Source organism: uncultured Parabacteroides sp., from assembly GCF_947855115.1.
Classification (GTDB): domain Bacteria; phylum Bacteroidota; class Bacteroidia; order Bacteroidales; family Tannerellaceae; genus Parabacteroides.
On the sequence record NZ_CANTZW010000044.1, the window covers coordinates 1 to 21,455 of the forward strand.

20 protein-coding genes and 1 tRNA gene are annotated in these 21,455 nt (G+C 42.3%); 8 read left to right on the top strand and 13 right to left on the bottom strand.

Annotated features, from left to right (window positions below; all coding sequences use genetic code 11):
* Positions 1–27: 27 nt before the first annotated feature.
* Positions 28–960 (bottom strand): site-specific integrase, encoded by a 933-nt coding sequence (locus tag Q0110_RS17365; RefSeq protein WP_297909428.1) that lies wholly within the window; start codon positions 958–960, stop codon positions 28–30.
* Between the two features lie 97 nt (positions 961–1,057).
* Positions 1,058–4,063: a protein translocase subunit SecDF gene (gene secDF, locus Q0110_RS17370; protein ID WP_297909431.1), complete on the bottom strand. Its 3,006-nt coding sequence runs from the start codon at positions 4,061–4,063 to the stop codon at positions 1,058–1,060.
* A 172-nt stretch (positions 4,064–4,235) separates the two neighbouring features.
* Between secDF and Q0110_RS17375 the strand changes: the two genes are divergently transcribed.
* Together Q0110_RS17375 and Q0110_RS17380 are read left to right on the top strand one after the other, a co-directional pair.
* Entirely contained in the window at positions 4,236–5,210 is a 975-nt protein-coding gene (locus tag Q0110_RS17375; protein WP_297909434.1) for a DUF4468 domain-containing protein, read from the top strand.
* Between the two features lie 20 nt (positions 5,211–5,230).
* Positions 5,231–5,785 (top strand): DUF4468 domain-containing protein, encoded by a 555-nt coding sequence (locus Q0110_RS17380; RefSeq protein ID WP_297909437.1) that lies wholly within the window; start codon positions 5,231–5,233, stop codon positions 5,783–5,785.
* A gap of 10 nt (positions 5,786–5,795) precedes the next feature.
* Here the strand turns inward: Q0110_RS17380 and Q0110_RS17385 are convergent, their stop codons facing one another.
* Genes Q0110_RS17385 through Q0110_RS17395 form a run of 3 tightly spaced genes read right to left on the bottom strand, consistent with a single transcriptional unit; the run spans position 5,796 to position 8,484 of the window.
* Positions 5,796–6,893 (bottom strand): endonuclease/exonuclease/phosphatase family protein, encoded by a 1,098-nt coding sequence (locus Q0110_RS17385; RefSeq protein WP_297909442.1) that lies wholly within the window; start codon positions 6,891–6,893, stop codon positions 5,796–5,798.
* Between the two features lie 9 nt (positions 6,894–6,902).
* Positions 6,903–7,781, bottom strand: a complete 879-nt coding sequence (locus Q0110_RS17390; protein WP_297909444.1) for a rhomboid family intramembrane serine protease — start codon at positions 7,779–7,781, stop codon at positions 6,903–6,905.
* On the bottom strand, positions 7,762–8,484 hold the full coding sequence (locus tag Q0110_RS17395) for a rhomboid family intramembrane serine protease (RefSeq protein WP_297909447.1): 723 nt from the start codon (positions 8,482–8,484) through the stop codon (positions 7,762–7,764). Before Q0110_RS17395 ends, Q0110_RS17390 begins: the two co-directional genes overlap by 20 nt.
* Positions 8,485–8,670: 186 nt before the next feature.
* On the opposite strand from Q0110_RS17395, the gene Q0110_RS17400 reads away from it, so the two are divergent.
* A complete protein-coding gene (locus tag Q0110_RS17400) occupies positions 8,671–8,943 on the top strand; it encodes an HU family DNA-binding protein (protein WP_297909450.1) in 273 nt (90 codons plus the stop codon).
* A 101-nt stretch (positions 8,944–9,044) separates the two neighbouring features.
* Positions 9,045–10,838: an arginine--tRNA ligase gene (argS, locus tag Q0110_RS17405; protein WP_297909453.1), complete on the top strand. Its 1,794-nt coding sequence runs from the start codon at positions 9,045–9,047 to the stop codon at positions 10,836–10,838.
* Positions 10,839–11,195: 357 nt separating this feature from the next.
* Here argS and Q0110_RS17410 read toward each other — a convergent pair whose 3' ends face one another.
* The 3 genes from Q0110_RS17410 to Q0110_RS17420 all read right to left on the bottom strand — a co-directional run bounded on the left by Q0110_RS17410 (position 11,196) and on the right by Q0110_RS17420 (position 12,273).
* On the bottom strand, positions 11,196–11,504 hold the full coding sequence (locus Q0110_RS17410) for a HepT-like ribonuclease domain-containing protein (RefSeq protein ID WP_297909484.1): 309 nt from the start codon (positions 11,502–11,504) through the stop codon (positions 11,196–11,198).
* Between the two features lie 52 nt (positions 11,505–11,556).
* Complete coding sequence (locus Q0110_RS17415) at positions 11,557–11,850, bottom strand: nucleotidyltransferase domain-containing protein (protein WP_297909455.1); 294 nt, start codon at positions 11,848–11,850, stop codon at positions 11,557–11,559.
* Positions 11,851–12,199: 349 nt separating this feature from the next.
* A tRNA-Met gene (locus Q0110_RS17420) sits at positions 12,200–12,273 on the bottom strand.
* 200 nt (positions 12,274–12,473) lie between these two features.
* Here Q0110_RS17420 and Q0110_RS17425 point away from each other — a divergent pair.
* From Q0110_RS17425 to Q0110_RS17440, 4 genes are all read left to right on the top strand, one after another.
* Positions 12,474–12,857 (top strand): START-like domain-containing protein, encoded by a 384-nt coding sequence (locus Q0110_RS17425; RefSeq protein WP_297909457.1) that lies wholly within the window; start codon positions 12,474–12,476, stop codon positions 12,855–12,857.
* Positions 12,858–12,929: 72 nt separating this feature from the next.
* Positions 12,930–14,912, top strand: coding sequence for an LptF/LptG family permease (locus Q0110_RS17430; protein WP_297909460.1), 1,983 nt, complete (start codon positions 12,930–12,932; stop codon positions 14,910–14,912).
* On the top strand, positions 14,909–16,126 hold the full coding sequence (locus Q0110_RS17435) for a bifunctional 3,4-dihydroxy-2-butanone-4-phosphate synthase/GTP cyclohydrolase II (RefSeq protein WP_297909463.1): 1,218 nt from the start codon (positions 14,909–14,911) through the stop codon (positions 16,124–16,126). Before Q0110_RS17430 ends, Q0110_RS17435 begins: the two co-directional genes overlap by 4 nt.
* 11 nt (positions 16,127–16,137) lie before the next feature.
* Positions 16,138–17,331 (top strand): pyridoxal phosphate-dependent aminotransferase, encoded by a 1,194-nt coding sequence (locus Q0110_RS17440; protein ID WP_297909466.1) that lies wholly within the window; start codon positions 16,138–16,140, stop codon positions 17,329–17,331.
* Between the two features lie 79 nt (positions 17,332–17,410).
* On the opposite strand, the gene tsf is transcribed toward Q0110_RS17440, so the two are convergent.
* From tsf to Q0110_RS17465, 5 genes are all read right to left on the bottom strand, one after another.
* Positions 17,411–18,400 (bottom strand): translation elongation factor Ts, encoded by a 990-nt coding sequence (gene tsf, locus Q0110_RS17445; RefSeq protein ID WP_297909469.1) that lies wholly within the window; start codon positions 18,398–18,400, stop codon positions 17,411–17,413.
* Between the two features lie 144 nt (positions 18,401–18,544).
* On the bottom strand, positions 18,545–19,381 hold the full coding sequence (gene rpsB, locus Q0110_RS17450; protein WP_297909472.1) for a 30S ribosomal protein S2: 837 nt from the start codon (positions 19,379–19,381) through the stop codon (positions 18,545–18,547).
* A 140-nt stretch (positions 19,382–19,521) separates the two neighbouring features.
* Positions 19,522–19,908 (bottom strand): 30S ribosomal protein S9, encoded by a 387-nt coding sequence (rpsI, locus tag Q0110_RS17455; RefSeq protein ID WP_297909475.1) that lies wholly within the window; start codon positions 19,906–19,908, stop codon positions 19,522–19,524.
* Positions 19,909–19,913: 5 nt separating this feature from the next.
* On the bottom strand, positions 19,914–20,369 hold the full coding sequence (rplM, locus tag Q0110_RS17460; protein WP_297909477.1) for a 50S ribosomal protein L13: 456 nt from the start codon (positions 20,367–20,369) through the stop codon (positions 19,914–19,916).
* A 196-nt stretch (positions 20,370–20,565) separates the two neighbouring features.
* Positions 20,566–21,198, bottom strand: a complete 633-nt coding sequence (locus Q0110_RS17465; RefSeq protein ID WP_297909481.1) for a porin family protein — start codon at positions 21,196–21,198, stop codon at positions 20,566–20,568.
* Positions 21,199–21,455 lie beyond the last annotated feature (257 nt).

The window sequence follows — 21,455 nt, forward strand, 5'->3', positions numbered from 1 at the left end:
GCTACTCGCCAAGTAGCATACTTCTTTTCACCCTACTTTCGGTGTATAATTATACACACTTTCGAAACAAAGTTTGTTTACGGTCGAGAGTTTTTCTAAAGAGAAACTTTTCAAATATATTTGCGTGGTCTTGATAGATTTGTGCCCTAATAGTTCACTGATCATCTCAATCGGTACGTTTTGCTCCTTCAAGGTCGTAGCAAAAGAGTGACGAATCGTGTATGAGGTAACCCGAGTATGAATACCGATGAATTCCGACAGCGTTTTCAATCTGCGGTTAAAACCTCCTAATACGGTATTATATTCCTTGTAGGCATCCTCACCGGTCTTCATTCCCTCTAAAAACGGGAATAGATAGGGCGAACCCTCGGTTGTATCGGCTGCCAACTCATTCAACAGCCCTTGCGCCTCCACCGGGATCTCCACCTGTATAAGAGATCCACTTTTCTGTCGATAATAAGACAAGACCCCTTCCTTGATATCCTCCTTCCGCAAATGCGCCAAATCTACGAAAGCCATCCCACAAAACAAAAACATCAGGCAAAAAGCCAATTGGGTCTTCTTCTGTTGCGGATCTGTCACCGGGCTTGTCATCAACAAACGCAAGCTTTCCGAAGGCAACGCCTTCTTCCGCTTACTCTCCACCCCCGTGAATATACCCTTGAACAAGTGAGGAACATAGGGAGCGTCATCAGCCTCAACCGCCAAATTATAAATGTGACGGATCCGGCGCATATAAGTCGATACCGTATTGCGAGAGCATCCCTTGGCCAACAACCAAGATTGATAGCGCAAAAGCACATCCTTAGTAATATATACATAGGGAATTTCTTCCAAGCCACTAAACCGCCTGAATGAATTCAAGGCATCTTGATAACTCTTAGCCGTCGAATACTGTTTTTTCTCACGCAGACTGGCGATATACATAAGTATCCCTACCACGAAATCATGTTTATTCATACTTTATCACTTTAAGAATTAATACATAAAAAATCCTCTATCTCCCCGATGTAAATGGAGAGATAGAGGATCTTCATTAAATCCTTAAAGGAATATATTATTTTCCAGTATTCTCAGCTACCGCTTTCTTATTGATCTTTTTCTTCTGCAACTCGTAAGCGATTGGAGTTGCCACGAACAAAGTAGAATATGTACCGATAATGATACCTAATAAGATAGCGAACGTAAAGCTTCGGATCGTGCTACCACCCAAGATGAAGATACACAATACAACCACCAATGTAGTTAATGATGTATTAAATGTACGACACAAGGTAGAGTTCAACGCATCATTGATCACTTGATAACGATCACGCTTCGGATACAACGTAATCGTCTCGCGAATACGGTCGAACACAACTACGGTATCATTGATAGAGTAACCGATAATCGTCAAGATAGCGGCGATAAACGTCTGGTCGACCTCCATTGAGAACGGAAGAACTTTCCATAATAAAGTATAGAAAGAAATGATACACAATGTAGTCGTGGCAACAGAAGCGAATGCACCAACAGAGAATGACACGTCACGGAAACGAAGCAAGATATAAGCGGCCATACAGATCATGGCGAAGATTACCGCCAAGATAGCGCTATTCTTGATATCGTCTGCCATACTAGGACCTACCTTCTGTGAACTCTGGATGAAAGTAGTCGTAAACTCATCCAATGTAGTTCCTTCCGGAAGCAACGATTTCACACCTTCAAATAATTTATTCTCGATCTCTTGATCCACCGTAGGATCATTGTCTTCGATCTTATAGTTGGTAGATACACGTACTTGATCTGCCGTACCGATTTGAATAACACTTACAGAACCGTCTAACTGGGCATCCAACATGTTACGAACATCATCGGTCTTCACTTCTTGATTGAAACGGATCACGTAGTTACGTCCACCCGTGAAATCGATACCATTATTCAAACCGATCGTCATAAAGGAAATAGCACCTAAAACGATGATCGCAGCCGGAATCAAATAACCGACCTTGCGAGCACCCAAGAAATTAATCTTCGGGTTCGTCAACAAGTCTTTCGTGATAGAAGTCGTGAATGTCACGTTCTTCAATTTATCTTTCGCTAATAATGCCTCATAAACGATACGAGTCAAGAACACGGCAGTCAGGAATGACGCGAACAAACCGATGATCATCGTCGTAGCGAAACCACGGATAGGACCCGTACCGAAATAGAACAGCACGATACCCGTAATGATAGATGTCAAGTTTGAGTCGAAGATAGCGGAGAAAGCGTTGCTGTAACCATCGGCGATAGCCTTTCCTAAAGACTTACCGGCACGAAGTTCCTCTTTCGTACGCTCATAGATCAACACGTTAGCATCGACCGCCATACCCAGCGTCAACACCATACCGGCAATACCCGGCAAGGTAAGAACGGCTTGGAAAGAAGCAAGGATACCCATCGTGAAGAAGATATTCAATACCAAAGCACCGTCGGCGATCAATCCCGGAAGTAATCCGTAGAATGCGCACATATAAATCATCAACATAACCAATGCCAATACGAAAGAAATCACACCGGCATTGATAGCCTCTTGTCCCAACGACGGACCAACGACATCCTCCTGAACGATATGTACAGAAGCAGCCATCTTACCCGACTTTAACACATTCGCCAAGTCTTTTGCCTCCTCCGGAGTGAAATGACCGGTGATTTGTGAACGTCCTCCAGTGATCTCATCATTTACGTTTGGAGCGGAATAAACCATCTCATCCAAAACGATAGCGATCTGGCGACCGATATTTTCTTTTGTCAAGCGAGCCCAAGCCTTAGAACCTTCGGCATTCATAACCATATTAACCATTTGCTCTGAACGGCCGGCTTGTTGCATAAAGTCAGCGTTAGCATCCGTTACCACGTCACCTCCCAAAGCAGGGCTTCCATCACGGTTTGTAACCTTCAAGGCATATAATTCATAGAATTGCTCTTTCTCATCGATAGCCTTAACACCCCATTTCAAAGCCAAGTTACGAGGCAATACCTCTTTTACTTGCTTCATATTCAGGTATTCGTTGATTTTTTCCATATCTTTCGCCTGAGCGATACCAACCGTCGAACCCGGAGACAACTGACCGTTGTACTGGCTAATCTGCAACAAGGCAAATAACGGATGTTGCTTAGCGAACTCTTCCATGCTTTGGTTAGCCTCCGTATCTTTCTCATCTTGACCAAGCTCAGCTAATAAAGAATCAGCCTTACTTACATTCGCATCAGTAGCTTCCGCAATTTTCTCTACTGTATCTGTAGTGGTAGCTACCGAATCCGTAGAAGCATCCTTGCTAAGGATAGTTGCCAATACATTATCAGCGGCTATCAATTGCTGATAGATTTCCGGCAACTTATAAGTTTCCCAAAATTCCAAATTCGCGCTACCTTGAAGCAATTTACGAACACGTTCAGGTTCTTTTACTCCCGGCAACTCAACCAAGATACGACCGGCAGTCTCCAGACGTTGGATGTTCGGAGATACCACACCGAATCGGTCGATACGAGTACGCAATACATTGAATGAGTTATCGATCGCACTTTGCAATTCTTGCTTTAAAACAGAAACGACCTGAGCGTCTGAGCTCTGGGGCGTGATTTTATCTTTTAACTCGAATGTACTAAAAATAGCGGAAAGACGTGCGCCGCTATCCAACTTCTTATATTCCTCAGCGAAAAGGTCAATGAAGTCTTTTTGGCTAGTCGCCTGATGTTCATAAGCTAAATCCAATGCCTTGTTGAAATTCTCGTCTTGATTATTGTTAGACAACGAACGGATTACGTCCGCTACATTCAACTCAAGGACAACGTTCATACCGCCCTTTAAGTCAAGACCTAAACTAATTTCCATTTCACGGCACTGCTTAAGCGTATAGCCTAACCATACCTTCTGAGTAGATAGTGAGTCTAAATAAGCACTCTCTTTCGCAGGATCTCCACCCGCATACTCAGCGGCTTTACTGTTGTAATGTCGTGTCACGAACGAGAACGACAAATAGAACAAACAGACAAGCGTAAGTAACACCGCGAAGACCTTTACAAATCCTTTGTTTTGCATCTGAATCTTAGGTTTATGTTATTACATTATTTATATTCGTTTTTTCACAGGGTGCAAATATAGACTTTTTTTCTTTGATAAAGAGCAATTAGTATAATTATTTGTCACGCTCATAGTTTATTTCAAACGCAAATGTATATCTTTGGGGCTAAAATAATAAGGAAAATATACCATGAAACAGTTATTATTTGCTCTGTTATTTATCCCCGCCTTGCTATTCGCCCAAGAGGATCAACGTTACCTGGCAGGCGGCGTTCCGGTCGTAGACGGTAAAGTCGTTTTCACCCGTGAGATCAACGCCCCCACTTTCAGTAAGGCACAAATCTATCGACAATTATTAAAATGGGGACAAGAAAACTTTAACACAAAAGAAAGTAGAGTCGCTTACCAAAATGAAGAGAAAGGCGAGATGGCTATTATCGGGGAAGAGTATTTAGTATTCTCCAGCACGGCTTTATCCCTTGACCGGACATTGATGAAATTCCGCATTATCATCGAATGCAAGGAACATGCTTGTACTTTGCAATTAGCAGGTATCCGGTATGAATATAACGTGTCTTACCAGAACGAACCAGAAAAATATCTGGCAGAGGAGTGGATCACAGACGAATATGCTTTGAATAAAAAGAAAACGAAGCTAAACCGTATTAGCGGTAAATTCCGCAAGGCCACGATTGATTTCGCAGAAAAGACATTCGATAGCGCCGCTAGCGCATTGGGCGCGCAACTATTAACGACCACTCCCGCAGAGCCTTTATCCGCACCGCAACGAAAGACACAACCCGAGACTCCTATGGAAGGTTTCGTAACTTTCCAAGCCGACAAGGTTCCAAGTACAATTCTTCAGATGTTGCCAAACAACACTTTGCATATCAAGATTATAGAAAAGGATATCACTGACGCGAACGTTGAATGGAAAGGTATTGGCAATATGTTTGGAAAAACGATCAGTACAATCGCTATATCCAAAGATAGCCCAGCATATAAAGCGATCGGTGAAAACGAATTGTATCGGTTATCCTTCTCTAAACCCGGCACGTCTGCCGATGAGCCATGGATCATCATTGAATGCCGTAAACAAGGTGAGACTTCTGAGGGACAACAAACGATGTTGATCGGTGAAATTACGAACGTATGGATTAAATAATGAAAAAGAGAATCGCATTTATGAAAAAGATTATATTTTTAATATGTATAATGTTTCCTTCGTTAATCATGGCACAGGGGCATAAAGGTGAGGTAGACGAATGTGCCCCCATGAAAAACGGAAAAGTGTGTTATAGCGATGAAGTAGAAATCGAGAACACCTCCAAACTGGAAATATTCAACGCTATCAACGCATGGGCTAAGAAAACTTACGGGAAAGATGTCTTCTTATCCAACGTCAATTCGAACAAGAATAAAGGAACTATTTTCGTAAGCTCTAAGGTAGAGCTATTATTGAATGACACGGACAAGACGATCATTAAATATAAAATGCGTATCACCTGCTTCGATAATCGATATACAATCGAAGCGAGTGACATCGTATATCAATACGATCCGCTAAATGATAAGAAGTTCAAGACCTACAAAGCGGAAGATGTAATCGCAAATAACGGAGACAGTAATACGATAACACTTATCAAAGATCCTAAGTTATTCTGCAACGCAACCTTCTTCTTTGTGGAGAATTTGTTCGCCGATGTATTCGATGCCGCACAAGACGCAGAGTCCGAGTGATAAAGATCTCTTATTCCAGTTTCAGATAACACCATAATGGATAGTGATCTGAATAGGCAACCTTATCCACGGAACAATTCATAGAGGTTATGTTCGGGGAATGTAGGATATTATCGATACGGAACCAGAAGAAATTTTGGTTATAAGTAATACCCATTCCCCGGCCAGACTCGGCAAAGGCATCTATCAAATCGCCTTGAATCGTACGGTGCGCATAAGAAACAGGCGTATCATTAAAATCACCGCACACCAAGACATAATCTCCTTTCGCCTTTTTAATCTCCTTAGACACGGCTTCCGCCTGCTTAGCGCGAATCCGGAAAGCAGGCCCCAACTTTTGCTCGAACGCTCCTTTCAGATTGTCCAATCCTTCCGAGTTAAAGCTTTTTATAAGGGACGAATAGCGAGTACGATCTTCCATTGTCAATTTAAATGACTCCAAATGGTTGTTAATCAAGGTCAACTTCTTCCCCTTAATATCCACTTCATGTACGGAAGATCCGTTATAATCTGAGTCATATTTCACCATTCGGGAATTTGAGAGAGGATATTTGGAAAATACCGCAATCCCGAAACTCTGGAATTTCGTGGAGCTCTGATAAAATACAGAACGATAAGGATACATACTCAGCGCATCATAAATCTTGGAGGAAGTAAGATTTTTCTCTGATTTAGAAGTGGCATATTCTTGTAAACATACAATATCCGCATCCGAGTTGGCAATATATTGGATAATCTTGTTCGGGGCTATCTTCGTATGGTTCTTGTATCCAAAAGCCATCACATTATAAGTCAACACCTTCAACACTTCCTCCCGAGGAACATCCTTATGAGAATGAAATGGGAAATAAGACCTTAGTGGCCCCCAGCATAGCAAAAAGGAAAATATACTGATCGACAAGAACTTCCATTTCCTCAAAAACAACCAATAGATAATAAAGCAAAGATTGGCTACACATAAAACCGGAAAGGCCAGTCCCAAATACGATAACGTCATACTTTCCTCGGGAGATACCCGGTCCGAATAAGCTGAGATTATCAATAATACGACAGCCCCTATATTCGCCACGACGAATAAAAATTGAAGAAAAATCCGTAGAGTTTTCATAAGTATTTGCTATTTCTTACTGGCATCAAAAAGCCGTTTCTTTTCTTCAGCGGAAAGACTCTCATAACCAGAACGTTTTAATTTATCTAGTATAGTATCCAGATCCACCGCTTCTTGATGTTTACGTGCGTTATACTCATAATCGGTCTCGTTACGTTTATAAGTCACACGCATCTTTGGCTTTCGTTTGCCTAAATTCACGCACCAATCGATTAACCGGTTCATCGGAACAGTCAAGTCTTTTCCTTTGCGGATACGGGAAGCAAACCAGATACCAAACAAAGCGCCACCGATATGAGCGATATGTCCTCCCGCATTTTCCGAAGTCATCGCCAACAAATCAATTAGTAACGTAAAAATAGCCAAATAAATTAATTTGATCCTTCCGATCAAGAATAAATTAATCTCTAAATCCTTCCGGTAAAATGACACCGCAAAAACGATTGCCATAACGGATGCCGAAGCTCCCATCAAATAGCTAAAAGAGGTCACATCCTGAAAATAAGGGAAAATATTATAAGCCAGGACAAACAATACCGCACCAGCAATTCCCCCCAATATATACAAGCCACCCAACTGCCGTTCACTGAAGAAATCCAAGAACAATCCTCCGAACCAATATAACCAAAGCATATTGAACAAGATATGTAAGAAATCAAAATGAGTGAACATATAAGTAAACAATGTCCACGGACGGAAGAGCAAAAGCTCCGGAGAAGCCGGCAACTGCAAATACAGCAAGAAAGGTACTCCTTGCATATTAAAGAGCATGAACAGCACGCTGGCCAAACGTATCAAGATAAACAACCCAACGTTAATATATATCAGTTTCGACAGGATATTACCCGACTGAAACATACGCTTCAAATTAGTAAAAATATCGTCCATTGTCAGCATCTTTCTTTTTCCAATAACGAATCAGGAAATAACCGAATAACATTCCTCCTAAATGAGCGAAATGCGCAACCGTGTCACCACCAAAACTAGCCACACCCATGAATAATTCGGCAAGACCATAAAATATCACAAAATATTTGGCTTTAATTGGAATCGGTATAAACATCAGATATAAAGGAACATTCGGGAATATCATAGCGAAAGCCAGCAAGATACCGAATACGGCACCCGAAGCTCCAATTGTCACGAAATAATTCAAGAATTCACTCTTACTGATAATCTGGGTTCCATTCAGGTTTATCATGTCTTGACTAGCGAAGATCACATCTCGCAAATTAAAGAGCCATACGGCCTCTTGCACCAAACCTGCGCCTATACCCGTCACAAAGTAAAAAATCAAGAAACGTTTAGGCCCCCACACGTTTTCCAATACCCGACCGAACATGTAAACGGCGAACATATTAAAAAACACATGCGCGAACGAACGGGTATCGTGCATGAACATATAAGAGACGATTTGATAAGCCTTAAAGTCGGTAGCACCCGGGAAATGAAGCCCTAATAAATCCACCAAATCAATGCCTACTTTCGGCAATGCAAGGCTGGCTACCCAAAATAGCAAGTTTATAATGATAAGATTTTTCGTTACCGGGGGGATACTATTCAAGAACCCCGAATTTGTCTGATTCATCATATACTACGTTAATTTAGCGGCAAAGGTAAATATATTTTAGCCGTTTTTGCCCATAATAATACTAAAACATATGTAAATCGGTAAAAAAAGTAGGTTTTTCTTTTGTGATATTTCAAAATAAAACTACATTTGAAGCCGTCTATCGGTTATCATAGTTTTGTTTAATATATTAACAGTCAAACCATCATGAACAAATCAGAGTTTATTAGCGCAGTCGCTGAAAAATCAGGTCTCAGCAAAGTGGACGCTAAAAAGGCAGTGGAAGCTTTTGTTGATACAGTTTCTAACGAATTAAAAACAGGCGGTAAAGTTGCTTTACTTGGCTTCGGTTCTTTCTCCGTATCAGAGAAAGCCGCTCGTAAAGGTGTTAACCCGAAAACCAAAGAAACCATTGAAATCGCAGCTCGTAAAGCCGTGAAGTTTAAAGCTGGCGCTGAATTGAACGAACTAATCAAATAAGAAACACCATTATTCTCTATAGAAGAAGGATACGATGCAAATTGTATCCTTTTTTTGTGTACCTTCGCGTAAAACAAAATCCGAATTATATTTAGACGAATATGGTTATCGAACAACAGATTACCGGAGCTATTATAGCCGGCATCAAAGAACTGTACGGAGCGGATGTCACCGCAAGCCAAGTGCAGTTGCAAAAAACAAAAAAGGAATTTAAGGGACATCTTACCCTAGTCGTATTTCCATTCCTTCGCCAGTCGAAGAAATCCCCGGAACAAACCGCCCAAGAAATCGGCGAGTACCTATTGAAAAATGAACCGGCAGTAGCTGAGTTTAACGTAATCAAAGGATTCCTTAACCTGACGGTCGCTTGTTCCTGCTGGATTGATTTATTGAACTCGATCAACGGACAACCCACTTACGGCATCATCCCGGTTACAGAGCAATCACCGTTGGTTATGATCGAATATTCTTCTCCGAATACGAACAAACCGCTTCATCTGGGACATGTCCGCAATAACCTATTGGGATATAGCTTATCTAAGATTTTAAAAGCGAACGGAAACAAAATAGTAAAGACAAACATCGTAAACGATCGTGGTATCCATATCTGCAAATCCATGTTAGCTTGGCAGAAATGGGGAAATGGGGCTACTCCCGAATCTACCGGAAAGAAAGGAGACCATTTGATCGGAGACTTTTACGTATTATTCAGCAATAAATTAAAAGAAGAGACCAATGCTTTGGAAGCGAAAGGCCTTACCAAAGATGAAGCCGAGGCTCAATCCACTTTGATGGCTGAAGCACGTGAGATGCTTCGTAAATGGGAAGCCGGAGACAAGGAGGTTCGTGCGCTCTGGGAAATGATGAACAACTGGGTATACGCCGGATTCAACGAGACTTATAAGATGATGGGTGTAGATTTCGATAAGATTTATTACGAGTCTCAAACTTATCTGGAAGGAAAAGGAAAGGTGATGGAAGGATTGGAGAAAGGGATTTTCTATCGCCATGAGGATGGTTCCGTATGGGCAGACTTAACGAAAGACGGCCTAGATGAGAAATTATTGCTTCGTGCGGATGGCACTTCCGTCTATATGACTCAGGATATCGGGACCGCCAAATTGCGTTTCGACGATTTCCCGATCAATAAAATGATTTATGTAGTAGGAAACGAGCAGAATTATCATTTTCAAGTATTATCGATCTTATTGGATAAGCTAGGTTTTGAGTTCGGCAAGGGATTGGTACACTTTTCTTATGGAATGGTAGAGCTTCCGGAAGGCAAGATGAAGAGCCGTGAAGGAACGGTTGTAGATGCCGATGATTTGATGGCAGAGATGATCAGTACCGCACGCGAGATTTCTCAAGAATTAGGGAAATTGGATGAGATGACACCGGAAGAAGCTGAAAATATAGCCCGTATTGTCGGTCTAGGTTCCTTGAAATATTTCATCTTAAAGGTAGACCCTCGCAAGAACATGACATTCAATCCAAAAGAGTCTATCGACTTCAATGGAAATACAGGCCCATTCATCCAATATACCTATGCCCGTATCCGTTCCGTATTACGTAAGGCGGCCGAACAGGGCATCGCATTACCGGAGCAATTACCGCTTACTTTCACCATTTCCGAGAAAGAAGAGAACCTGATCCAGATGATCGCTGATTATGCGGAGATCGTAAAAGAGGCAGGGAAACTATATAGCCCAGCTTGTATTGCCAACTATATTTATGATCTAGTAAAAGAATATAATCAATTCTACCATGATTTCTCCATCCTTCGCGAGGAGAACTCGGAATTAAAGAACTTCCGTTTAATCTTATCTGCCAATGTTGCCAAGATCGTGAAATCCGGTATGGATTTATTAGGCATCGAGGTTCCGGAAAGAATGTAACAATTGAAAATAAACACAAACAAGAAACCTTCAAAAGGCTCTCCTTTTTCAATAAAACGAAATCATGGAGAGCCTTTTTTATATAGACTCCATCAAGGCTTTAGTTTTTCAAACACCTTTGCGAAAAATTAATTGAATCCTCTAGGGCAAGAAATACGTCATGTAAATATTTCTCTATATATTCATCCATAAATCAACAATTTTGAGTCATCTATATTCCTGCGAAGTATCGGATTGCGGATAGCCTTATCTTCCAATAGATCAATATCCCTATGAAGCATAGCTGACAGGGCATCTTTCTGGCTGAAATAGAACCGTTACCCAAGTAAAAGGAATATATATAATGTATAGAGGATTTTAAATATCAGATAACATTTTATCAATAACCATTTTTACGGCTGGCAGGTTATTTTTCATTACATCAAAAACGATAACCGCATCTATATCGAAATAATGATGTGCTATAATATCTCGCATTCCCATGACTCCTTTCCAATCAATCTCAGGATAATGCGATAAAAGTTCTTTATTTGTGGCTTTATCAATACGTTTGACGCTTTCTCCGATTGCAATCAACAGCATACAAATACTTTCCAACCTCTCGACTCCGCTTGGTGTCGTCAAGAAATCGTCTGGAGAAAGTATTGTTTCCGCCCTCTTTAATATTCTGTCTAAAGCCGTTTATATCTTTATCAAAGAAGAACGGATTAACTCTGTATCACACATAAATACCCTCCTTCTCTATTCGATTTCTCAAGAAAGAATCCATGTGATCCCGTAATCGGACAATATCGACATTACACCCGAACAGGTTTTGTAAATCTTCTTTTATATGTACCAACGCAAACATATTCGGCTTTGATGTCTCCAGATAGACATCAACGTCACTATCTTCTGTTTGTTCACCTCTGGCAACAGAACCGAATATCCCCATACGGGTAATGCTATATTTGGAAGCGTTCTTCGCCATATAGTCACGTAAGATGTTCAGATATTCAGTTGTTGATTTCATATTCTCTTATTCATTTACCACAAAGATACGTGTTCAATCGGAAAAATCAAACAGGAAGTATCGTTCTTCTCTCTTTTTGAATTTACTCACAAATCACTTTTTAAAGTTCCTATTTATCTGTAACTTCGTGTGTTCTTCCTAGTTAAAGAGATTCTCCATGTTTCCAGATAATCCAATATTCATAATTTTGCTAAAACTTTAGACTTGTAACACAAGACGTTAACCGTTGTACTTATACATTTTTTGGTTTAACTCTGCCTCTAAAAACCACGAAAATTCAGGTAAAAACCATCCGAAAAGACATAAAAAAAAGCAGTTACCTATTACCGTAACTGCTTAATTTTCAAAGTAGCGAGACCCGGGATTGAACCGGGGACCTCATGATTATGAATCATGCGCTCTAACCAGCTGAGCTATCTCGCCATTACAGATTGTCTTTATTTCTTTTCGACGGTGCAAAAGTAGGGGTTATTTTTGAGATACACAACATTTTTGATGGAAAAATTCGCTTATTTTTTAAGGCCTCCAGCTAAACGGTTAATTACTAGTTACTTTTTTCATCATGAAAATTAGTCGTTTTCAAATCTTTTATGTATCTTGCGGCAAATATAAGGATAAGAATAATGAAGAAAGAGAAGTTTCATATCGAATACATTTTCGATAAAGTTTCACGACGAAGCTTATGGAATCAGCTAACTACCGCTTTGGGACTCTCCGCATGGTTCGCTGACGAAGTCATTGTAAACGAGAACTTGTATACCTTTAAATGGAACAAAGAGGCTCAAGAGGCCACCGTGATTGATTCCAAACCGGAAGCATTTATCCGTTATCGTTGGGTAGACGAGGAAGACGAGAACGCCTATTTCGAATTCATAATTCACACGATCGAACTAACAGGTTCCACGGCGCTTGAGATCACCGATTTCTCTGAGCCCGGAGAGAAAAAAGATTCCATTAATTTATGGGACTCACAAGTGGAAGACTTGAAACGAACACTTGGTATTTAGAGTAGTTTTACAGAAATCTGTGGGGTGTTATCGTTTTTTACACTACTTTTGCCACTTCAACCAGATTAGGCAATGTTGAGAATAAAACGATTATATACATTTATGCTGCAGACATTCCTGCCGTTGTTTCTTATGACATTCGGTATCTGTCTGTTTATTGTGTTAATGCAATTTCTCTGGCGCTACATCGACGATATGGTAGGGAAAGGTCTTGGTATCCCTGTATTAGCGGAGATGTTTATGTATGCGGCCTTATTTCTTGTCCCGATGGCGCTTCCCCTAGCAATTCTATTAGCCTCGTTAATGACTTTTGGTAATTTAGGAGAACGCTTGGAGTTATTGGCCATGAAGTCCGCCGGAGTGTCATTGATACATATTATGCGTCCTTTAATCGTAACACTCCTATTCGTGAGTGTAGGCGCTTTCTTCTTCCAAAACAACGTAATGCCCGTTGTCCAAGTTAAACTATATACATTATTATATTCCATGCGTCAGAAATCACCGGAATTGGATATTCCGGAGGGTTCATTCTACAAAGATATTCCCGGGTTCAACGTGTATGTAAAAAAGAAAGATAACAAGGACGGTTTATTAAAGGATGTGATGATTTACGATTACTCGGAGGGATTCAATAACGCCCGTGTAATCGTAGCAGACTCCGGACGGTTAAAGACTTCCGCGGATAAGTTATTCCTTGTCTTATCCCTATTTAATGGAGAATCTTTCGAGAACGTGGGTAAAAGCCAAGTCAACACGACGCAAGCCAGGAAAGCCGTTCCCTATCGGCGGGAATCATTCACCAGCAAGGATATATTGATTGAATTTGACGCCAATTTCAACCGTACCGACGAATCCTTCATGCAGAATCAATACATGGGAAAAAACTTAGAAGATCTACAAACCTCCATTGATTCAATGAGCGTGCGCCTGGATAGTATCAAGAACGTAAACGCAAAAAGTATCTACAATGCCTCATACATAAAAACATTAAAATCCTTACAGGCCCCCAAAGAAAATGATGCCGAAGGGCAACCGGATGAACAGCCGGAAAGACCGCCGGTATTCCCTTCTGTGGTCGCGCTAAATTTCGACAGTCTCTATCAAGCGCAGGCACCAAGTAGCCAAGCGGCTTTACTAGGCCGGGCCAAATCCTCAATAGAGAATATCAAGACCGACTATTATTTCCGTGCGGCCACAATCGGTGATGAGGCTTACAAGGTACGCCGGCACTTAACAGAATGGCATAAGAAATTCACGGTATCGTTCGCTTGTATCATGTTTTTCTTTATCGGGGCACCTTTAGGAGCCATTATCCGTAAAGGAGGATTAGGCGTACCGGTCGTGATCTCGGTTATCTTGTTTATTTTCTATTACATTATAGACAATATGGGCTTCAAGATGGCACGCGACGGTGTCTGGGAGGCATGGGAAGGAATGTGGCTTAGCTCCGTAGTCTTAACGCCTATGGGCATATTCCTAACCTACAAGGCAGTAAAAGATTCTGTCATCTTAAATGCCGATACTTACGTGAATGCCTTGAAGAACTTAATAGGCAAACGGGAAGGACGAAAAGTGGAGCGGAAAGAGGTGATCATATACACTCCGGATTATGAGGGTACCCTTCCCCTACTACAGAAACTCGTGGAAGAAAGCACCACTTATTTGGCAAACCACAAACGTTGGATCAATTACCTGGCGTTCTGGAAGCAAGGTGGAAAAGATAATATGGCAGAACTGCTAGCTCGAGATACGGAAAATATAGTAGAAGAATTAAGTAATTCCGACCAGAATTTGCTCTTGAATAAATTGATGGACTACCCCATTATCGGAGGCTACAACAACAAGTTAAGCAAGCATATGAACGGAAAGCTAGCCTTGGCTATCGGTATATTCCTCCCGCTGGGATTACCGATCTACTTATTGGCTACGTACCAACGCAAATTATTACGGCATGATATCATCATGGTACAAAAGACTAGCAAGGAACTGATTAATATGATATATTCATTACATTTGCTAAAAAATAACTCGGATATAAATAATCAACAAATATGAGCGAGATTCAATTAAACACCATCGAAGAAGCTATCGAGGATTTTCGTGAAGGAAAGTTCTTAATCGTTGTAGACGATGAGGACCGGGAGAATGAAGGAGACTTTATCATAGCAGCCGAGAAAGTAACCCCGGAAAAAATCAATTTCATGTTGACAAACGGGCGAGGTGTATTATGTGCCCCGATCACGGAGGAGCGTTGCCAAGAGTTGGAACTAGATATGCAAGTTGCCAACAACACCTCTTTACTGGGTACTCCTTTTACGATAACAGTAGATAAACTAGGAGGAAAATGTACCACCGGCGTTTCTATGTACGATCGTGCGGAGACAATCTTAGCATTGGCAGACCCCAAAACCAAACCGTCTGACCTAGGACGCCCCGGACATGTCAATCCGCTCCGTGCCCGCTCGCGCGGCGTACTTCGCCGGGCTGGTCATACAGAGGCCGCCGTAGATCTGGCCCGGTTGGCCGGCTTATACCCGGCAGGGGCTTTGATCGAGATCATTAACGAGGATGGAACCATGGCACGCCTGCCTCAATTAATCAAGGTCGCCCAGAAATTCGGTATCAAGATTATCTGCATCAAAGACCTGATCGCCTACCGCCTTCGAACCGAATCTATCGTGGAAAACGGCGTAGAGGTAGATCTCCCTACGGTGTACGGGCATTTCCGTTTAATACCTTTCCGGCAGAAAAGCAATGGATTAGAACATATAGCCTTGATTAAAGGTAAAATCGAGAAAGACGAGCCGATCTTGGTTCGCGTACATTCATCTTGCGCTACGGGAGACATTTTCGGTTCCATGCGTTGCGAGTGCGGAGAACAATTGCACGAGGCTATGCGTCGCATCGAGCAAGAAGGGAAAGGAGTTATCGTTTACCTGAACCAAGAAGGAAGGGGTATCGGACTGATGGAGAAGATGAAAGCCTACAAGCTTCAAGAAGACGGTTTGGATACGGTCGATGCCAATTTACATCTAGGTCATCAGGCAGACGAGCGAGATTACGGTGTCGGAGCCCAGATCTTACGCCATATCGGTGTAACTAAAATGCGTTTGATGAGTAACAATCCGGTAAAGCGCGTAGGGCTGGAAGCTTATGGACTTGAAGTGGTAGAGAATATCCCCATCGAGATAAAACCGAATCCATACAACGAATTCTACATGAAAACGAAGAAAGAACGTATGGGCCACGTATTACATAACATTAAATAAATTATATTATCATGACACAAGTCTCAGATCGTTTAGCGAGTTTATCGCCTTCAGCAACATTGGCGATGTCACAAAAGAGCGGTGAGCTGAAAGCTCAAGGTATCGATGTTATCAACTTAAGTGTGGGAGAACCCGATTTCAATACTCCCGACTTCATTAAAGAAGCCGCGAAAAAGGCGATTGACGATAATTTCTCACGCTATTCTCCCGTCGCTGGTTACCCGGCATTACGCAATGCTATCGTTGCCAAATTGAAGAACGAGAACGGACTGGAATATACGGCAGGCCAAATCTCTTGCGCAAACGGCGCTAAACAATCCGTTTGTAACACAGTCATGGTATTGGTAAATCCGGGAGACGAGGTTATCATTCCGGCTCCTTTCTGGGTAAGCTATCCGGAGATGGTAAAGTTGGCAGAAGGTACTCCCGTTATTGTCCCGGCCGGTATCGAGCAGGATTTCAAGATCACTCCGGCTCAGTTGGAAGCGGCTATTACGCCTAAGACAAAAGCGTTGATCCTTTGCTCTCCCTCCAACCCGACGGGCTCTGTTTACAGCGCCGAGGAATTAACCGGTTTAGCGGAAGTATTGAAAAAGTATCCGGATATCATCGTAATCGCGGACGAGATCTATGAACACATCAACTATATCGGCAAACACAACAGCATCGCTTCTATCGAAGGCATGAAAGACCGTACGGTAATCGTAAACGGTGTTTCCAAAGCGTACGCTATGACCGGCTGGCGTATCGGGTTCATAGCCGGACCGGAATGGATCGTGAAAGCGGTTAATAAATTACAAGGACAATATACCTCCGGCCCTTGCTCTGTATCCCAAAAAGCGGCGGAAGCGGCTTATACAGGCTCACAGGAACCCGTTGAGGAAATGCGTAAGGCTTTCGAGCGCCGTCGCGATTTAATCGTTAATTTGGCGAAAGAAGTTCCGGGCTTCGAGGTGAACAAGCCGGAAGGTGCCTTCTACTTATTCCCTAAATGTAGCTATTACTTCGGCAAGACAGATGGGAGCCGTGTGATCAACAACGCCGATGACTTAGCGATGTATCTATTGGAAGTTGCCCATGTCGCTTGCGTAGGTGGTACTTCCTTCGGGGCACCCGAGTGTATCCGCATGAGCTACGCTACCAGCGATGAGAATATCGTGGAGGCTATCAAACGCATCAAGGAAGCGTTAACAGCGTTAAAATAAGAGATTGTCTAGTATAACCATAAAAAAAGGCTGCCGGAATCGACAGCCTTTTTCTTTATATCAAATACGTTTCCGTAAATTATTCAGCGCGCAAAGTGAAACGTTTGAATGCCAAGATCTGCAACTCAGGATCAATTTCCTTCATTGTCTCTCTTACAGTCTTCTTACCATCCATAATGTCCTCTTGGTTCAATAAGCAAACCTCTTTCAAGAACTTGCCCAGACGACCCTTAGCGATATTCTCGATCATTTGTTGAGGTAAGTTCGCTGCTTTCTCCGCGGAAACAGTAGCGATGATTTCTTTTGCCTTAGCAACATCCTCAGCCGTAATCCAGCCCTTAGCCATATTACTTTCCATATGATCCTCGCTATCTACATGCGAAGGATTGATACCGGCTTTCTTCAAGGCAGCCTCTACAGCTTTCTGTACTTGCTCAGCCTTTGTCTTCTCAACAGCGACTTGGATCTCAGCCTCTTTTACAGATTCCGGAACACCAGCCTCATCGATAGCGATCGGGTTCATAGCAGCGATCTGCATAGCGATATTGTGAGCGGCCTCCTCAGACTCCTTGTTGAAAGCGGCGATCGTACAAAGCTGGTTCTTACCCATATGGTTGTACACGGTAGTATAAGCACCTTCAACCACGCTGTAACCGTCTAACTCCATTTTCTCGCCAGTGATACCGCTACGATCCGTAACAGCGTCTTGGATAGTACCTTTACCCATAGGCAAAGCTTTTACCTCATCCAAAGTCCGGCACTTGTTAGCTACAGCAGCGTCCAAGATAGCTTGAGTCAAAGCGACGAAGTCTGCATTTTTAGCAACAAAGTCTGTCTCGCATTTCAAAGCGATGATAGCGGCGAACTCGCCATCCTTTTTTGCCAACACACAACCCTCGGCAGCTTCACGATCAGAACGTTTAGCGGCGATAGCCTGTCCTTTTTTACGGATAATTTCCATTGCTTTCTCGATGTCACCGTCAGACTCGGTCAAAGCCTTCTTACAGTCCATCATACCAGCTCCGCTCATTTTGCGCAGCTTGGTAATATCAGCCATTGTTACAGCCATAATCTTATTTCCTTTATCTTTAAAATGTTTATACTTTCAAAAATTGCCAATGGACAGTTGCCAATTGACAAATACTGTCAAAAGCCAACTGCCCATTGTATTTGTATTCTAGTCGCCAATTGTCAATGTCAATTGTCAACCGAATTATTCTTCGTCTTTCGCGAACTTACCGGCAACGTTAGCGTTCAACGCATCGTCGTCTTCTTTCTTCGTACGTTCTTTCTTAACAGCAGCCTTTGCCTTACGCTCTCTTTTCGGAGTCTCCTCGGCAGCTTCCGCGTCAAGTTTTTCGGCCTTACGCTCTTGCAAGCCTTCGTTCATAGCCTCGCAGATAGCGCCCAAGATAACCTCTACAGACTTTGTAGCGTCATCGTTAGCCGGGATAACGTAGTCGATATTGTTCGGATCTGAGTTCGTATCAACCATACCGAATACAGGGATGCCCAAACGGTTAGCCTCACGAACCGCGATATGCTCTTTCATCACGTCTACAACGAACAAAGCCGACGGAAGACGAGTAAGGTCTACGATAGAACCTAACGTCTTCTCCAACTTAGCGCGTTGGCGAGTGATTTGAAGTTTCTCTCTCTTGGAAAGATTATCAAATGTACCATCTTTTGTCATCTTATCGATAGTAGCCATCTTCTTGATAGCTTTACGGATCGTCGGGAAGTTGGTCAACATACCACCCGGCCAGCGCTCGATAACGTAAGGCATACCTACGGAAGCAGCCTTATCAGCGACAACTTGTTTAGCTTGTTTTTTGGTAGCCACGAAAAGAATCTTCTTGCCTTGTTTAGCCAAGTTCTTCATTACTTCAGCGGCTTCGTCTACTTTAGCAACTGTTTTATAAAGGTCAATGATATGAATACCATTGCGCTCCATGAAAATATAAGGAGCCATAGCGGGATTCCACTTTCTTTTTAAGTGTCCGAAGTGTACACCAGCCTCTAATAATTGATCAAAATTTACTCTTGACATTGTTTTTTTCTTAAAATCGTTTACTTTCTTTGTTAATTTCAACCATCAGGTAGTCTTTCCGCATGTCCGCATGTAAAAAGAATCCCGATAATTTAGATACTAAACGCTTCGCTTTACTTGTAAGGGACTCACAAATAACATTAACGTTTACTGAACTGGAATCTCTTACGAGCTTTCGGACGACCCGGTTTCTTACGCTCAACAGCACGAGGATCGCGAGTCACGAATCCTTCCGCTCTCAAGACAGCCTTATCTTCCGGATTAATCTTTATCAACGCACGAGCGATCGCCAAACGAGCAGCCTCAGACTGGCCTTTGAAACCACCACCGTCAAGATTGATCTTAATATCATATTGTTCAGCGACGTTCAATTTTACTAACGGCTGCTTTACGATAAACTGAAGGATTGAAGAAGGGAAGTATTTTTCCAGTTCACGCTTGTTGATCGTGATCTTTCCCGTACCTTCGCTAACGAATACGCGAGCGACTGCCGCCTTACGTCTTCCTATTGCATTTACTACTTCCATCGTGATTATTTATATGAGTTTATATCGATTAACTTAGGTTGTTGAGCCTCGTGCTTATGCTCTGTCCCCTCATAAACGTACATGTTGCTCAACAACTTTGCACCCAGACGGTTCTTAGGCAACATACCTTTTACAACTTTACGGAACAGATGGCCGGCACCTTTCTTCAAAAGATCTGCCGGAGTATACTCGATCTGTCCACCGGGATATCCGGTATATCTCAAATAAATACGATCGTTCCACTTGTTTCCTGTTAGAACGACTTTGTCTGCATTGATGATGATCACGTTATCACCACAGTCAACGTGCGGAGTGAAATTGGGTTTGTACTTACCGCGCAAAAGCTTCGCTACTTTAGCGCAAAGGCGACCTAAGGTCTGGCCTTCGGCATCAACAATGACCCACTCTTTGTTTACAGTTGCCTTGTTTGCAGAAATGGTCTTAAAACTTAAAGTATCCACTGCTTAAAAATTAAATTAATTAATAACTCAAAAAACTAGCCTTACCAACATTGCCACAACGGACACATGATGCAACAATGCGCTAAGAACTAAACTCTTAGTACAATTTGATAATAATCGGCTTGCAAAGGTACGGCTTTTATCTGAAATACCAAACAAATCTAATTATTTTTCAAGTTATTATGAAGGCCATTTATCACTTACGGAAGTAATAGCCCAAAGAGAATGTCACGTTATTTTGATAGACGGAAGTCTCGCCCTCCCGCTTCAAGGCCCGGCGGTCTATCATGCCGCACAGGGAGCTTACGGAGAAGAAAAAGTTACTATATTCTACCGATAGGCCGACGTTCATAGCCAAGTCGCAAGGTTTCAAGTCTTTCTCCTTGGATACTCCGAAATGGAGATCGGGATTGGTCTCCCGGCTCTTCATCTTGCCAAACAAGGACCAGTCAAAGGTAGGACCGGCGAATACGGACAGACGGACATCCGTAAAGGTAAATGTATAAGCCACATTCACGGGAATCTGCAAAGAGTAATACCAACATTTATTATGGAGCGCCATCCCATGTAAATCTTGATCCGAATAATAAGCGCCCCCTTGGTTCACGAACGCTACCTCTGGACGGAGCGACCATTTCTTGTTCTTGCTCAAAGGAATATCCGCCAAACCCGCTATGCTGAAACCGAAACGGGCTCCCGCCTCATATCTATCCTCCACCTTTTGGATCAATGAAGAATAAGCGCCTCCGGCACGCACGCCGAAAGAAACCTGAGCTATCGCCGGTAAAATCATCATCACGGCAATCAACAACAATCCGATTTTTCTCATAAACTTCCTCATTTGCTTTTCCCTCTAACAATAAGCAAAGATATACATTTTTCAATAACATCTATATTTATGCTGCTGAAACATACAGGAAAGCTACATAAAAAGCACGGTTCATGAGAAGACTGCTCAAAAGTTAGCCCCGATCGCAGAAGCGACCGAGGCTATTTTTTCCCACTCTCCCTCCTCACGGAGGTAACGGTGGATGAACTTTAATTTATTACTTTAGTATTAATATTAATCCATTCCCGCCTGTTCGC